This window comes from Candidatus Fermentibacter sp., from assembly GCA_030373045.1.
Classification (GTDB): domain Bacteria; phylum Fermentibacterota; class Fermentibacteria; order Fermentibacterales; family Fermentibacteraceae; genus Fermentibacter.
Map to the genome: position 1 here is coordinate 112,336 of JAUCPW010000029.1, position 15,109 is coordinate 127,444.

The window sequence follows — 15,109 nt, forward strand, 5'->3', positions numbered from 1 at the left end:
GGACCCTCCGTCAGATCCTGCCTTCGACGAAGGGTACCTCGAACACCTTCTCGTGGCACACGGGCCCGTGCCCGAAGAGGCCGTCCTCGCCGAAGAGCTCTCCATGGTCGGATGTGACCGTCACCCAGGTGCCTTCAGGGAGCATCGCCCTGAGCCTGGAGAAGACCCTGTCGACATGCCTCACGGCTTCGACCTGCCGCTTCCGGAGGATCTCCATCGTGGGTGCGTCGAAGAAGCGCCCGGGTTCGCCACCGTCCAGCTCCCCTCCAGCGATGTGGTCGTCGAGGTGCTTGAAGACGCCGTGTACGCCGCTGATCCTGGGCCACATGTCCTCGGGCTCCCCGGGCAGGGCGTACGGGTAGTGCGTCTCCCCTACGTTGAGCATGTAGAAGCAGGGCTTCCCGGGAGGGAAGTGGATCAGGTCGAGCATCGCCTCCATGTCGTTGTGCCTCTCCATCAGCACGAACCTGTCGAATCCCCTGTTCAGGGGCGTGAAGCTGTTGAGGACGGGGAGGGACACGAGCGCCGTGGTGGCGTATCCCAGCGTGTCGTGCAGGAACGGGGGCAGGTAGAGCCCGGGAACGAGGTTCGCGAAGGACAGGTCTCGCCCTCCGAGCCTCTCCCGGTACTTGAAGAAGTCCTTCCTGTAGTAGTCGGAGGCGAAGACCCCCCGAGGGTTCGTGTGGGGCAGGAGGCCCATCAGCATGTTGTAGTGCGACGGCGCGGTCCAGGATGCGTAGCTGTAGCGCTTCTCCAGAGGGCCGAGGCTCATCATCGACTCCGGAGCTGCCTCGGCGAAGGTGTCCCACCTGCAGCTGTCCAGCACCACGAGCACGAAGCTCCCGACGGGGGAAGGCCTGCCTGTCTTCATCGCGCTCCACCGATCGCCGAATGCACGAATCCCCTGGCCTCGGCCGACCACTGCGCGGCCAGTGCAGACATGGCCCGGGCCAGTTCGGGGAAACCGGTGGAGGACATGGGCGAGGACAGCTCGATCCGTATCTGGTCGATGACACTTCCGCTCACCGCGTCGAAGAGGGTCAGGTCGGTGTCGATGACCGCGAGCCAGACACCGCCCGACTGCCGCGCCCCGAACTCCCTCACGCCGCCCTCGAGTATCACGCCGGTGCCATCCATCACGCTCCTGCGGAGGACCGCGGTGAAGGATCCCTCGGCCACCAGATCCCTTGTGATCAGGTCCGAAAGGGCGACCGACGGCGAGGATGCCCAGCGGTTCCCGGAGGTCCTCGTCACGACGCCGCTGCTGTCGACCAGGACCATCCCGGTGCGGTCGTACTCCGACGCGCACGAGAAATCCCTCACCCGTATGTCGCAGCCGGTCGAGGGGGCCTCGGCGGGCACTGGGCACGAGAGCCGGTAGACGGTGTGATCCGACGAGCCGCCGGCGAGTTTTATGGTGATGCACGAACAGAGCGGCAGCAGGGCCGCGGCGGCCAGGATCCTCCTCAGGGCCACGTGTCACCTCCCGGTTCGGACAGGAGCAGGTCTCCGGGGTCGTCCCGCATCCTCTCCACGAGCTGCCTCAACTGCCCGGTGAGCTGGTTGCTCTCGGAGAGGACCTCGTCCAGCCCGTCGAGCATCGGGGTGATCGCGGCCATGAGGGCGGTCAGCTCCACGGCCATGGAGTGCACGTCACCAGTCAGAGTGGCGACGTCGTCCCCGGAGGCCTCCACGATCCTGTCCAGATCCCTCCCGAGATCGGTGTAAACCATCGCCAGCGTGTCGATCCTGGCGACCGCGATGCTCAGCCGGGCCATCAGAAGGTCGAGGCTGTCGTTCTCGAGAAGGGCATTGGCGTTGGACCACAGCTCGATGGTGAGGTCGGAGATCTGCTTGGCGTCGACCTCGGACATGATCTCCATGACCCTGGAAAGGGCGAGCTCGAGCGTCTCCATCGAGGACTTCACCACGGGGATGGTCCTGTATCTCGACTCGAACGGGAGATCCCTCAGGACCTCCTCGTTCGGGGAGGGCCTTCGCAGGTTCACGACCCTGAGGCCGGTGATGCCCGTCATGTCCAGCCGGGCCGCGAGGTCGTCGCGGACCTCGAAGCTCTGCTCGATCTCCATCACGACCTCGACGAGGCGGCCGTCCGGGGCAACGTTGATGCTCTTCACCTCTCCCACGGGAACGCCGTTGTACCTCACGGTGCTGCCGTCCTCGAGACCCTGTACGGATTCCGAGAAGTAGCACGCATAGGTCAGGGACTTCTCACCGCTGAACCAGCCCGCCAGCCAGATCATGGCGGCGACGAACATCACGCTGCCCAGGGTGAAGAACAGCCCCAGCCTGAATCTGCTGGCCTCAAGAGACATCCTGACCCCCGTCGGCGCCCGGGGCGAGCCGCCCGAAAAAAGCCTCCACCCTGTCGTCGCCTCTCGAATCCCGGAGCTGTTCGGCGGTTCCCTCGGCAACGACCCCCAGGACGGAGGAATCTAGCATAACGACCCTGTCCGATATGGCAAATATGCTGGGCAGTTCGTGGGTCACTATCACCATCGTGGTGCCCGACAGCCTGTTGATCCTGAGGATGAGGTCGTCCAGCCCGGCGGATGTCACGGGGTCGAGCCCGGCGGAGGGCTCGTCGAAGAAGAGCACCTCTGGATCGAGGGACATGGCGCGGGCCAGACCGGCACGCTTCTGCATGCCGCCGGAGACTTCGAGGGGATAGGCGTCGGCGAACTTCTCGAGGCCTACCTTGCCGAGCTTGTCCATCGCAACCGAGACCCTGAAGGCCGATGACAGATCCGTGAACTCCTCCAGCGGGAGCATGACGTTCTCCAGCAGGGTCAGGCTGCCCAGGAGGGCGCCGGACTGGAACAGGACCCCCCATCTCCTCCTGGCCCTGGCGAGCACCGCTTCGTCGCTCCAGATGTCGACCCCCTCGAAGAGGACTTCTCCCGCCCACGGCTTCACCAGGCCGAGGAGGTGGTTCATGAGCGTGCTCTTCCCGCACCCGCTCCGACCCACTATCACCAGGATCTCCCCCTTCAGGACCTTCATCGAGACGCCGTCGAGCACCTTCAGGCCGTCGTATCCGCCCGTGAGCCGGACCGTCTCCATGAGCGGGGCGCCGCTGGTCATACCGTCACCGTGGGCCTGATGAAGACGAAGATCAGCGAGATAATGGCATCGGCCACTATGACCAGGAAGATGCTCGTCACGACGGCGGAGGTCGTCGCCCTGCCGACCTCGGCGGCGCCTCCCCTGACCCTCATGCCCATGTAGCAGCCCACGTTGGAGATGATCACCGCGTAGACCAGGCTCTTCAGCATGCCCCACCAGACGTCCATCGGTATGACCACCAGGTTCAGCCTGGAGATGTAGACATGGGCCGGCATGTCGAGATACCATCCGCCTATCAGGAGCCCCCCGAGCAGCCCGAAGAAGTCGGCGAGCAGGACGAGGAACGGCATCACGACCATCAGCGCCAGCATCTTCGGCGTGACGAGATAGCTCCAGACGTCCATCCCCATGACGGTGAGGGCGTCGGTCTCCTGGCGGACCTTCATGGTGCCCAGCTCGGCGGCGAAGGCGGAACCGGAGCGCCCCGCCACCATCACGGCCGCCAGAAGCGGGCCGATCTCCCAGATCATGCTGTATGCGACGAGGTCGGGCATGAAGGTCTCGGCTGCGAAGCTCTTGAGCTGGTATCCGGCCTGGAACCCTAGCACGACGCCCAGCAGCCAGCACAGCGTGGCGATGATCGGAACAGCCTCCACGCCGGACTGCTCCATGTAGTACAGGGTCTGCTTCCATCTCAGCATGCGCGGGTTGGTGCGGATCTTCAGGGTGGCCCTGAACGTGGCCGCGGCGAACGAGGCGAGCCCCCTCATGGTCCCCAGCATGGTCTCGACCTTGCCGCCGATGTCGACGATCCCCTGCCTGAGGCCCCTGCGGGGACGGCGTCCGGTATACGAGGAGGTGAAGGATCGCATGGCTGCGATCCTGTCAGCCAGATCGGCGGACGCACCTGCGATCTCGACCGGCACGCCGCGCCCCTCGGCTCCTGCGATGCCCTGGACCAGGAGGGCGAGTGCAACCGACTCGTATCCGGTACATGGGGAGAGATCGACGAGGAACGGCCCGGAGTCCGGCTGGAGCGATCCCAGGGCGGCCGCGGCGGCCGCGGCGGCTTCCTCGTCCAGGAGACCTTCGATCCGGTGAACGGTCATCTGCATGCTCCAGACGGGCCTTCCATACGTCGAGCCCGGAGTCCGGAATATTGCGAACGGCGGCCCGGTCGCACCACTGTCGAGTTGCGCGGGCGCCCGCACGTCGCTATTTTCCCGGCGTCACAGGCCTGTCGGAGGGGGTGTTCATGGGTACGATAGTCTTCCTGGTGCTGAGGCTCGCCTTCGGATTCAACACCTACGGCGACGCGCAGGTTCTGGCCATCCTCGTTTCCCTCGACTCCATAGCTGTCACGCTCTTCCTGAAGCTCCGCCACAAGAGCTGACGCCCCTGGAATAACCGCGCCCCGGGCCGCGTATAACGGCCGAGGAGGTGCGGAGATGAGAGCTGTAGCCCACCGAGATGACAGCCGGGCGGACGTCGGTGTACTGTTCGCCCTGGCATTCCTTGTCGCAGTGTTCGAACTGATGCCTGGCACGAGCTGGGAACCGATCGCGGTCCGCACGGAGACCCTGGAGATCGAAGGCATCGATGCGCCCGTCGAGTATGACGTGCCCGACGTCGAACCTCCGGATGAGGTGAGGCCGGACATAGGAGCCGTACTCGAGGAGGAGGTGCACGATCTCGGAGATCTCATCATCTCGATGTCGGCCGACACCACGGGCCTCGAGGTGGTCGGGACGATCGAGACCAACATCACGGAGCAGACAGGGCACGGCGACCCCGATGTCATTCCTCAGCCGGGCACCTTCGTGCCGCATTCAGTCCCGCCGAGGTGCACATTCAGGCCGGTGGCCGAATACCCCGAGATGGCCCGTCAGGCCGGAGTCGAAGGCAGGGTGACCCTGCAGGTCTTCGTGCCTGTGAGCGGTGTGCCGGCCGAAGTCGTGGTGATGCAGTCCTCGGGGCTCGAGAGCATGGATTCCTCCGCGGTCGCCTCGGCCAGGCTGTCGCGCTGGGCTCCCGCCGAACGTGACGACGGCGTGCAGGTGGGAGTCTGGACGGCCCTGATCTACGAGTTCGTACTCGAGTAGGCAGCCCGGAACGGGAAAGGCGACGGGGGCTCCTCCCCCGGCGCCTTCCTCCTGTGTATCGCTCACCGCGTTAACGCACGATCCCCCGCTTCACCTGACGCCTATCTCGGCCAGGTGTTGCATCGCGCGCTCCTCATCTCCGAGTGCCTCGAGCAGCGCGGCTGCAGCTGCATGCGAGTCGTGCCAGGTCACGCTCCCGCGGGGCGACTCGAGGGCAGCCCGTTCGTAGAACGTTAACGCGAGCATTCTGTCACCAGAGTTGAATGCCCTGACCGCCAGCGACTGGAGATAGATCCCCTCGGGGATGACGGGCGCCGGCCGCAGGAATCCGGGCGCCAGCAGCGAGAGCCCGGCGGCCGGGAGCAGAACCCGGAGGATGGCCGGGATCCCGGTCCGGCAGAGCGCGGTCAGACCGGCCGCCCCGACCGCCATCATCGCGGGGAGGGCCGGCAGCATGAATCTCTCGCAGTGGAAGAACAGCACGCTCGTTCCGAGAGCGGCCGCAGCCGGGAAGAGAGCGGCCGTCCTGTGCCTGCCCCGGACCAGGAACGGCGCCAGGAACGCCAGGAAGAAGCCGATCACGACCAGCCTGGGCATGGCGATCACGCCCAGGGCGGGATTGAACCTCGAAAGACGGGAGAGGTCGTAGTAGACATCGAACGGCACCTGCCCGAAGAATCCGCCGAGTTTACGCAGGATCAGTTCGACTTCCTGCAGAGGGTCGTCCAGGATCAGCCGGAATGCCATGTGGAGCCAGTAGGAGTCGGCTTCCGCGAAGTCCCTGACACCCCCCCTCTCGAAGGCCAGCCTCATGGCGACCTGCCCTATGTCCTCGCTCGAGTTCTCCACGAGTCCGACAGACGGGGCGGGGGGGCCGTATCCGGTCGCGTCGTCGGCATGGCCGAGGACCAGGTTGAGTCCTCCGCAGCTCGGGAAAGGAGTGAATCCCGCGAAATGCGAACGCTGGTACAGGGCCAGGGGAAGCAGGACCAGCAGCATGGCGGCCGTCGATCCGGAAACCGCCGCCACCCGGGCGGCCCGGCTGCGATCCCTGCTCCGCAGATATGCCGCCGCCAGCGGTACGAAAACCGCCGCCAAGGGAGCCCTGATCCCGGCGAGCACGCCGCACCCCGCCCCGGCGGCGATCAGCGCGGTCGTGCCGATCCTGCCGGAAACCGTCAGGAGGACGACGAGCGTGGTTGTTAACGCAGCAAGGGTCGCGGGCAGGACCGTCAGTTCCAGGAAGACCGGCGGGGCGTAGAATGCCCATATGAGTGCCGACAGCGCGGCCTGGAAGGGGCCTGAACCCAGCCGCCTGGCGAGCAGGACTATGAGCACCGGTATCGATGCGCCCATGACGGCCTGCGCCAGCAGCAGGGGAAGCCTTCCCGCGCCCAGGGCGTAGAACGGCATTATCAGATACGTGAATATCGGGCTGGCATAGAGATACGGCGCTGCCTGCGGCACTCCGGAGAGGATCTCCAGTGCGCTGGTCTCGAACCTGTAGGCGCCCAGGACCGGGAGATAGTAGATGTCCGAGAGCGGTCCGGCGAGATAGAGGAGGAAATGGACCAGCCGGGTGGCAAGACCCGCCGCGGCAGCGGTCAGGAGGGCGATGCGCCATCCCCTCCCGTCGTTCACGGCAGGCCTCCGATATCGTTAACTCGATTGTTCCGCATTATCTTATCCCTTCAGACCGGAGTGCGCTCGAGCACGGCCCGACCGAGAGCCTTCACGCCGCAGACAGCGACTAGCATATTCCCGGCCGTGTCCTCCGGGTAGGGGATTAGTACCGGAAGGCGGAGGTGGCATGTACCGACCCCTTGTGATCCTGGATGCCGACGACACCCTCTGGGAGAGCTCGCTGTTCTTCGAGCGCGCCGAGGACGACTTCACGAGCCTCCTCGAATCGGCCGGAGTCGACGGCGAAACCGTCAGGGCCCTCGTCCACAGGAGGGACATGGAACGTCTCGATTCCACCGGATTCGGCGCCCGTCCCTACCTGGACACGCTCGGGTCCGTCATGGCGGAGCTCCTGCCCGACATCCCCGCGCAGATCGCGGGAGGCTTCAGGGACATCTCGTCGGCCCTGCTGGCCCATCCCGTGATCCTCCTCCCGGGAACGGCCGGGGCGCTCTCGACCCTCCGCGGGGCCGGCCTCGAGACGATAGTCTACACCATGGGCCGGAGGGATCATCAGGAGAGCAAGTTCGAACGTTCCGGAGCCGGTCCGCTCGTGTCGGGCCTGGAGATAGTCGAGCGCAAGACCGAGGCGTCCCTGCGGAGCCTGCTGTCGCGCCGGGGAGTGGAACCGGCCGATGCCGTGTGCGTGGGCAACAGCCCCCGCTCGGACATCAACCCCGCTCTGGCGGCGGGGGCCCGGGCAGTGCTCTTCTCGCGCGACAGGCTGTGGGCTGCGGAGAGGGAGGAGATAGCCGACCCCGACAGGGTCAGTGTCATCTCCTCCCTGACCGAACTCCCTGCGATACTGGGGCTCTAGGGCAGCAGGACCAGCCTCTCGACCGCACCCTGCCCCGCATCCCCGCTCTCACCCTCGATCCTGATCAGATAGGCACCTGCGGGGAGTGGACCGCCATCCCCGGATCTCGCATCCCAGGTGTTCAACCCCGGCTGTGCGTCGATTTCCGCTACCCGCCTCCCGGTCACGTCGAATACCGAGATCCGTGACACCTCCGATCCCGAGAAGGCGAAGGCCACCGGCGGGGCGCACGGGTTCCGCAGGATGGTGACACCCGGCCCGACGGCAGCCGATCCGTCCTCCTGGATCCCGACCGGATCGCCCGACACCGCCCAGATGTCCCAGTGGAGCGCAGCGTTCCTGGCCCCGTAGAGAACATCCAGCTGGCCGGACTCGCGGTAGGTGATGGAGACCGATTCGACCGCCCCCGGAGCGGCCACGGGACCGGGCTCCGTCCAGGCGGTGCCATCGAGGAACGACAGCCAGACCTGGCCTCCGTTCTCTATCCAGCCGACCGCGGGCCTCGCGCCCGACAACAGGGCTGCGGAGGGACGGGAGGCCGACCCGCTGGCCGAGAGGACGGCCGGGGCCGACCAGGTACCAGAGGCGTCCCTGGTTCGGGCGATGATGCAGCCGTCGCTCTCCCATGCCGCAAGGTACACAGGGCCTGCCGGATCGGCGGCAACGGCCGGCTCCCTGCAGTCGGAACCCGACGCGGAGAGGACCGTCTCCGCGCCGAACGGGCCGGAATCGGGCGCTTCCCTGAAGCAGATCTCCAGGATGTCCGATCTCTCCGCCTGGTAGACGAGCCCGTAACCCGTGGAGGAGGCCGCGAGGGACGGGGCCCTCTCGGTGCCGTCCGTCGCGGACAGGTCGGAGGTGACGGTCCAGGCGGAGCCGGTCCACATCCTGCCCCTGATGTCGGTCTCGCCCGAGACCCATTCCTGCCAGGCCACCCAGCACCTGCCGGACCTGCCGGCCACCGTGGTGCCGGTTTCGAAGGCCGGGGTCTGCGTCAGCCTCGTCTCGGCCGACCAGGCGCTTCCGCCCCAGATCGAGACGTAGATGTCATAGGTCTCGATGTCGTCGTGCATGCTGTGCCATGCGAGGAAGACCTTGCCGGTCCCGTCGGCGCCCACGGCCGGATGCCAGTCCCAGTACTCGTGCTCGCAGATCTGAACCGGGGTCGACCAGGAGGAACCCTCGCCGATCGCGGCCATGATGTTCGCCCTCACGGGATCGGACGTGCCGAAGGTCGCGAAGGTGCGGCCCGAGACAGGCTCCCTGCAGGACGAGAGGTCGCCTTCCGAATGCAGCCCGTCGGTCACCTGCACGGTCTGCCACCCGTCGAGCAGCGCCGGGTGCAGGCCCCCGTCAGGGATCCCCGACGCGGTGCCGTTGCCGTGCGGCCTGAGCGTGGGATCGCCCAGGAGCACGGCGGCGTGCTCCAGGCCCAGGTTGGCCGCGAGCCACATCCTGAAGGCCTCCCCGAGGCATGAACCGCCGCCCAGGGTCTGGTACAGCTCGTAGAAGTCGTTGGTATAGTCTGTCTTGGCCTGCGCGATCACGGCGAGGCCGTAGGTGTCGGTCCAGATGTACATGTTCGCCAGATTGTCGATCTCGGTCCACCTGCCGTTCGTGCAGCAGTTGAGTACGTAGAAGAACGCACGCGGGTCGAGGGGCAGTGCCTCGTAGCTGTTGAAGGTGCCGGCGCCCGAGGGAGGGGCGCCGACATGGAAGCTGCTGCCCCAGGGGCTGGAATGGGCGATCAGGTGGACCCACTCGTATCCGGCGAGGAGCTCGGCACGGAAATCGTCGGCGGTGGTGCCCGCGGGGTCGGACTTGGTGGTGACATCCTCGTACACGAGGTCTACGTATCCGGTCAGGCCGGTGAAGGCCTCCTCGTATGCCAGCGCCCTGTTCGGGAGCGAGAGGGTTCCCGTCCTGTAGGCGTGGTTCTTGGCGAAGTAATCCTGGAGCAGCTCGACCTGCGAACCGAAGGAGAGCCAGGTGGGGGTGAGCCTGCCGACCCAGATCTCGGGAGCCTCCGACGACCAGTCGTCGAACAGCCCGTCGAGGTCGGTATCGGTCCAGGTGCCGTTCATGTCCATGAGATAGAGGTCCATGGGGTATTCGCCGCCGGACGCCTCGACCCAGCCTGCGGGGATGTCGCCGATCAGTATCGCCCCCTCCAGGTTCCCGCCTGCGTACTCGGCCTGGAGATCGGCTCTGAGCGCGGCCGCCGAGGGATCGGTTACGGTCCAGATCTCGACCGTCCATCCGTCGGCCTCCAGGTCGTCCTGGAACGTGCCGATCGATGACGAGATCCCCCCGGATACGGCCTGGTCGACTATCAGCACCACCTCGTCGCCGTGTCCCGCGACGGCATCCGACGTCACCCGGGCGGTGTACCCCGATCCGTCCGGGAGCTGCGCGGCCACGGGCCCCGAGGGCTGCCTTCCCCGGGCATCCATGTAGGAGAGCGGAACGCCCTCACGGCCGCCCAGGAGAAGGGCCTGGGACAGGAGAACGGCATGGGTGATCATCGTCATACCCTCCCGTCGAGCGGACCCACGGCCGATTCGACCGCCGCGAGTATCTCTCCGTTCTCTACCACCTCGACCATGCGGTTGTGGTCGGGATATAGGGGTCTGTCCTCGCCGAGGTGGGCTACATGCCTCCTCAGGGTCTTCCTGGCCTCCTCGACGCCCCGTCCGAACCTGTGGCCCCTGAAGTCCAGCGCCTGGGCCGCAGCTATCAGCTCGATGCCGAGGATGCCGCAGGCATTCTTCAGTATCTGGCAGTTCTTCAGGGCGGTGTTCATCCCCATGCTGACGAAGTCCTCCTGGTCGGCGGCGGCCGGTATCGATGCGCAGGCCGCGGGCGTCGAGAGGATTCTCTGCTCGACGGCCAGCATCCCGGCCGTGTACTGGCTCAGCATCAGGCCGCTGAAGAGGCCGGGCTTCTCGGCCAGGAACGGGGGAAGCCCCGCCGACAGCGCTGGATTCAGCAGACGGTTGAGCCGTCTCTCGGAGAGGACGGAGACCATGGTGACGGAAGTGCCCACCATCTCCATCGGGAGCGAGACGGGCGAGCCCTGGAAGTTGGCGCCGGTGAGCACGGTGTCGCTCTCGGGCAGGAAGATGGGGTTGTCGCCGAGCCCGTTGAGCTCGGTCTCCACCTGGATCCTGGCGTAGGCGAGGGCGTCGTGCGCAGCTCCGATGACCTGCGGGGTGCTGCGCATGGAGTAGGCGTCCTGCACCTTCTGCTTCACGCGGCCCTCCATGAGGTCGCTGCCCTCGATGCAGCGCCTTATCGAGGCGGCGCTCCGGATCGCTCCGGGGAATCCCCTCAGCTCGTGAACGCGACTGTCGTAGGGCTTGAGGTTGGCCTGCAGGGCCTCGAGGCTCATCGCGGCGGCGATCTCGGCCTGTCTGAGCCACCTGTCGATGTCGTAGATGTGGATGGCGTTCATCGCGTTGAGGAAGTTGGATCCGTTGATGAGCGCCAGGCCGTCCCTCGCATGCAGCTCGAGGGGCTCCAGGCCGGCCCGCCTCATCGCTTCGAGCCCGGTGAGCTTCTCGCCCCCGAACCAGGCATGGCCCTCCCCCATGGCTACCAGTGCGATCATCGACATGGGGGCCAGATCGCCGCATGCACCCACCGAACCTTTGGAGCAGACGACCGGGGTGACGCCCCTGTTGAGCATTTCGACGAGGAGCTGCGTCACTGACGGTCGTACTGCGGAGTGACCCTTGCAGTGCACGTTGATGCGCCCGAGCATCGCCGCCCTGACATGCTCCACCGGGGCCGGTTCGCCGATGCCGGCGGAATGGTTGTAGACCAGGTACTTCTGGAACTGCCTGACCTCCTCGGCCGAGAGCCTGGTCTCCGAGAACTCCCCGATCCCGGTGTTGATCCCGTACATGATCTCGCCGGCCTCTATCTTGCGCTCCACCATGCCCCGGCAGAAGGTCATCCGCTCCAGGGAGGCCGGGGCGATGGATATCTCCCTGCCGTTCCTGGCCACATCGACCACATCCTCGATCCTCAGACCAGTACCGCGGATTTCGAGCGACATCGGCGCCTCCCTGATGACGGTTCGTTCGGATCGTCAAATGTGATCAAGTATGGTTCCCCGGGCAATAGAAAGGCCGGCCAAGGGCCGGCCTCTCCGGGATGTCGGAAGGATCAGCTGCCGCAGCCGCCCATGCCGCAGCCCGCGGGTCTGTCCTCTACCGGGGCGGTGCAGCCGGCTCCGCCAGCCGGGCAGCCCGATCCGCAGCCGCAGGCCTGGTCGCCCGTGCAGGTGCAGCCGTCCGAGCAGGCGTTGCCCGGGGTGCATGTGCAGTCGCCCTCGCAGATGCAGGAATCGGTGCAGGTGCAGGATTCGCCGGCGCATGTGCAGCCGTCGGTGCAGGGATCGCCGGCCGTGCAGGTGCAGTCACCGCCGCAGGTGCAGGCGTCCGTGCATTCGCACGGAGTAGCTGCGGGATCGCCCTTGGCGAACGGGCCGATGCCCGCAGCCGCCGGAAGCGCGAATCCGAGAGCCGCCAGCACCATGCCCATCGTCAGGAACCTCTTCACATTCTCTCCTCTCGGTTCGGTCAGGACCCTCTCCGGGTCACCGACAATTATTACTCTTTTAGTAAAGATTAGTTCCCGAACCCGCGGATCTCGAACAGGGCCAGCCTTCCGTCGAGCTGGCCGTTCTTGAGGGGCCTGCGCCATCGCGGCCTGAGCCCGATGCTCCCGATGAGCCCCCTGTCGCCGAAATATACGAAGGCGCTGGCGCCGTCGCATTTCCTCTTGAGGAAGTCGCCGAAGGATTTCATGGTGGCCTCCGCCTCCCCCCTCTCCCCGAGCCTCAGCCCGTAGGGCGGATTCGTCACGATGGTCATGCCGGGACAGCCCTCGTGGTCTTCGAACCGCCGTGACTCGACCCGGACGGTCTGTCCCCATGGCAGGGCGGAGAGGTTGGTCCGTGCGGCGGAAACGGCCAGGGGATCGGCATCCCCTCCGGCCACCATGCCGTCGGCGGGCTTCTGCATCAGCGCATCGCACGAACGTCTGACCCCGGCCCACGAGGCGGCGTCGAAGCCGGGCATGTTCTCGAACCCGAACCTCTCCCTCAGATATCCGGCCGGTGTCCTCGTGCACCTCATGAGGGCCTCGGCCAGGATGGTGCCCGAGCCGCACATCGGGTCCCTCAGGGGGGTGGCGCCGTTCCATTCCGCCATCTCGAGCATGGCCGCCGCCACGGTCTCCTGGATCGGGGCCTTCACCCTGCCGGTCCTGTAGCCCCTCCTGTGGAGTGATCCGCCGGAGGTGTCCAGGCTGATAGTCGCCCTGTTCCTGTGGATGTGAAGGTCGATCCACACGTCGGGCGCGATCCTCTCCACGTCCGGCCGCCTGCCCGTGCATCGCCGGAAATGATCCGCAATGGCGTCCTTCAGGCAGAGTGCGGCGTACTGCGAATGTCTGACCGCACTCTCGGAGACGTTCGAACTGATCGCGAAGGTCCTCTCCACGTCGAACACGGCTCCCCAGTCCATCTCGGACGCGGTCTTGTAGAGGTATTTCGTGCTGTGGCAGTCGAATGTCAGGAGGGGGGCGAGTATCCTCGAGCACAGCCTCGTGCAGTAGTTGATCCTGTAGAGCGAGGGGATGCCGGCCGAGAACATGACTCCCCTGAAGCCCGGGACGGCCTTCTCCGCACCGAGACCCTCCAGTTCGGCGCGTGCAAGGTCCTCCAGCCCGTCCGCGCACTGCGCGTAGAACCTGCCGCTCTTCTCGAATGTCCACTGCATCATGTCAGTCGCCCGTGGGTCTCGCGGGGTCCTCCGCCAGCTCGCGCCTCACCCGCCGGTACCTGACCGCGCCCGTGAGTCCGACGAGCATGCCGGCCGCACAGGCCGCCACGCCGACCAGCGTCCAGGACAGGCCGCCGAAGAACCTCATCAGCGTGGCCCCTCCGGCGGCCATCGCCAGAGCCGTCCTGACGTAGGCGAGAAGGGTCCTCTCGTTGGCGAGCGCCGTGCGGCGCCATGCGTGCTCGTCCCTTGTCCTGCAGCTGCCGGCGGGGTCGGTCACGGCCTAGTAGTGCTGGGTCGCGGTCGAGGTGACGGTCAGGGTCAGATCGCCGGTGTCCGGGGTGTAGGTGCTGTAGGGCCGGACGACGAGCACCGCCTCACCCGCGTACAGGGCCGTGGCCGTGAAGGACAGCCTCGCGTCGTTCCAGTTGGGGCCGCTGTCGTCGTCGTAGAGGACCGATCCGCCCTCGGTGCGCAGCTCGACGTACGAGTCGATGTCGGGGCAGCTCGTCGAGATGACGTAGTCGCGGCCCTGTTCGATCTCGAGGAAGAAGTGGAAGCGCTGCATGCGGTCCGTGAAGGCCAGGACGACCGACGTGTCCGGAGTGAGCGTCGGGATCTCCTCCTGGAGCACTGTCCAGAGGAACCGCACCTCGCCGTACTCCCATCCCCCCAGGTTGGTGACCAGCGCGATGTAGTCGCCCCCCTGCAGTACTTTCGTTATGGAGGGATCCGTGCCCATGGGGCCGTCCTCGTTCCAGCCCGCGAAGCTCAGGACACCTTCCCCGTCGACGCCCAGGAGGGTCATCACGAGGTCGATCGGAGCGGAGGCATCGAGCCGGACCAGCGAGTGCCTGCCGTCGACATGGAACCGGAAGGCGGCGCAGGGATCGTAGGCGCCGGGATAGTAGCACGTGTCCGGGAGATCGGTGATGACCCGCGGCCAGATCTCCTCGACGGTGTTCTCACCCTCCACTATCGAGGCCCGGTAGATCGAGTCCTGCACGGGAGCCTGGAGGATGGTCACCGAACGCTCGTCGAGCGTGGAGTCGGCAGTAACTTCGGATTCGGTACCGCTGCACATCAGGGCGGGGATCACGAGTCCGAACAGCAGAGGCAGGATGACCATAAGAGCTATGACGCATCCCACGATCTTGAATGCAGGGCCGGCCGCCGTCTGCACGGGCGCGGGGGCCACTGTCGGAGGCGTGGGGAGACCGGTGTCCGGATCATCGGCGGGCGGTGCCGGGGCATGCTCCACCGGAGCCCCGCAGTTCGGGCAGTTGTCCATCGAGGGTTTGATCTTCGTGCCGCAGAACTCGCACTTGCCGGGATCGAAGGCGCGGAATTCGTATCCGCAGTGCGGGCAGCTCCTCGGCTGTCCGGCATAGGGCATCGTGCATCTGGGGCACTTCTTCGCCACTGCGACCTCCCGGGCTGATCTCGTTCCCGAAGTGGACCGACCCTGCGACAACGGTAAACTCGCATCACGGAGGGATCATGACAAGGAGGGAAGGGGCGGGCGGCGGACCGCCCCCCCCCGGAACGTCAGTCGATCACCCTGAATATCTGTGAGAGAGATACCCCGGTCGACGTGGAGAGCCAGGCGATGTACACGCCCGACAGTC

General features: G+C 66.2%; 15 protein-coding genes. 3 read left to right on the top strand and 12 right to left on the bottom strand.

Annotated elements, in window-relative coordinates:
- Positions 1-10 precede the first annotated feature (10 nt).
- Genes QUS11_06330 through QUS11_06350 form a run of 5 tightly spaced genes read right to left on the bottom strand, consistent with a single transcriptional unit; the run spans position 11 to position 4,196 of the window.
- On the bottom strand, positions 11-871 hold the full coding sequence (locus QUS11_06330; protein ID MDM7992915.1) for a hypothetical protein: 861 nt from the start codon (positions 869-871) through the stop codon (positions 11-13).
- A complete protein-coding gene (locus QUS11_06335) occupies positions 868-1,476 on the bottom strand; it encodes an ABC-type transport auxiliary lipoprotein family protein (GenBank protein ID MDM7992916.1) in 609 nt (202 codons plus the stop codon). The genes QUS11_06330 and QUS11_06335 overlap by 4 nt, the downstream gene beginning before the upstream one ends.
- Entirely contained in the window at positions 1,467-2,336 is an 870-nt protein-coding gene (locus tag QUS11_06340; GenBank protein MDM7992917.1) for an MlaD family protein, read from the bottom strand. Before QUS11_06340 ends, QUS11_06335 begins: the two co-directional genes overlap by 10 nt.
- Positions 2,326-3,105, bottom strand: a complete 780-nt coding sequence (locus QUS11_06345; GenBank protein MDM7992918.1) for an ATP-binding cassette domain-containing protein — start codon at positions 3,103-3,105, stop codon at positions 2,326-2,328. Before QUS11_06345 ends, QUS11_06340 begins: the two co-directional genes overlap by 11 nt.
- Positions 3,102-4,196 carry an ABC transporter permease gene (locus QUS11_06350; GenBank protein ID MDM7992919.1) on the bottom strand — a complete coding sequence of 365 codons (1,095 nt, stop codon included), beginning with the start codon at positions 4,194-4,196 and terminating at the stop codon, positions 3,102-3,104. The genes QUS11_06345 and QUS11_06350 overlap by 4 nt, the downstream gene beginning before the upstream one ends.
- 146 nt (positions 4,197-4,342) lie before the next feature.
- On the opposite strand from QUS11_06350, the gene QUS11_06355 reads away from it, so the two are divergent.
- Both QUS11_06355 and QUS11_06360 read left to right on the top strand, forming a co-directional pair.
- A complete protein-coding gene (locus QUS11_06355) occupies positions 4,343-4,480 on the top strand; it encodes a hypothetical protein (GenBank protein MDM7992920.1) in 138 nt (45 codons plus the stop codon).
- 55 nt (positions 4,481-4,535) lie between these two features.
- Positions 4,536-5,189 (top strand): energy transducer TonB, encoded by a 654-nt coding sequence (locus QUS11_06360; GenBank protein ID MDM7992921.1) that lies wholly within the window; start codon positions 4,536-4,538, stop codon positions 5,187-5,189.
- Between the two features lie 90 nt (positions 5,190-5,279).
- Here QUS11_06360 and QUS11_06365 read toward each other — a convergent pair whose 3' ends face one another.
- On the bottom strand, positions 5,280-6,830 hold the full coding sequence (locus tag QUS11_06365; protein ID MDM7992922.1) for a hypothetical protein: 1,551 nt from the start codon (positions 6,828-6,830) through the stop codon (positions 5,280-5,282).
- Between the two features lie 169 nt (positions 6,831-6,999).
- On the opposite strand from QUS11_06365, the gene QUS11_06370 reads away from it, so the two are divergent.
- Positions 7,000-7,689, top strand: a complete 690-nt coding sequence (locus tag QUS11_06370) for an HAD family hydrolase (GenBank protein ID MDM7992923.1) — start codon at positions 7,000-7,002, stop codon at positions 7,687-7,689.
- Here the strand turns inward: QUS11_06370 and QUS11_06375 are convergent.
- The 6 genes from QUS11_06375 to QUS11_06400 form a co-directional block, all read right to left on the bottom strand.
- Positions 7,686-10,214, bottom strand: coding sequence for a C25 family cysteine peptidase (locus tag QUS11_06375; protein MDM7992924.1), 2,529 nt, complete (start codon positions 10,212-10,214; stop codon positions 7,686-7,688). The two genes, QUS11_06370 and QUS11_06375, sit on opposite strands and share 4 nt — an antisense overlap.
- 2 nt (positions 10,215-10,216) lie before the next feature.
- Positions 10,217-11,749, bottom strand: coding sequence for an aromatic amino acid ammonia-lyase (locus QUS11_06380; GenBank protein MDM7992925.1), 1,533 nt, complete (start codon positions 11,747-11,749; stop codon positions 10,217-10,219).
- Positions 11,750-11,859: 110 nt separating this feature from the next.
- A complete protein-coding gene (locus tag QUS11_06385) occupies positions 11,860-12,255 on the bottom strand; it encodes a hypothetical protein (GenBank protein MDM7992926.1) in 396 nt (131 codons plus the stop codon).
- Positions 12,256-12,323: 68 nt separating this feature from the next.
- A complete protein-coding gene (locus tag QUS11_06390; GenBank protein MDM7992927.1) occupies positions 12,324-13,481 on the bottom strand; it encodes a THUMP domain-containing protein in 1,158 nt (385 codons plus the stop codon).
- 1 nt (position 13,482) lies between these two features.
- Positions 13,483-13,761 carry a DUF202 domain-containing protein gene (locus QUS11_06395; GenBank protein ID MDM7992928.1) on the bottom strand — a complete coding sequence of 93 codons (279 nt, stop codon included), beginning with the start codon at positions 13,759-13,761 and terminating at the stop codon, positions 13,483-13,485.
- 3 nt (positions 13,762-13,764) lie between these two features.
- Positions 13,765-14,904 carry a hypothetical protein gene (locus QUS11_06400; GenBank protein MDM7992929.1) on the bottom strand — a complete coding sequence of 380 codons (1,140 nt, stop codon included), beginning with the start codon at positions 14,902-14,904 and terminating at the stop codon, positions 13,765-13,767.
- Positions 14,905-15,109 lie beyond the last annotated feature (205 nt).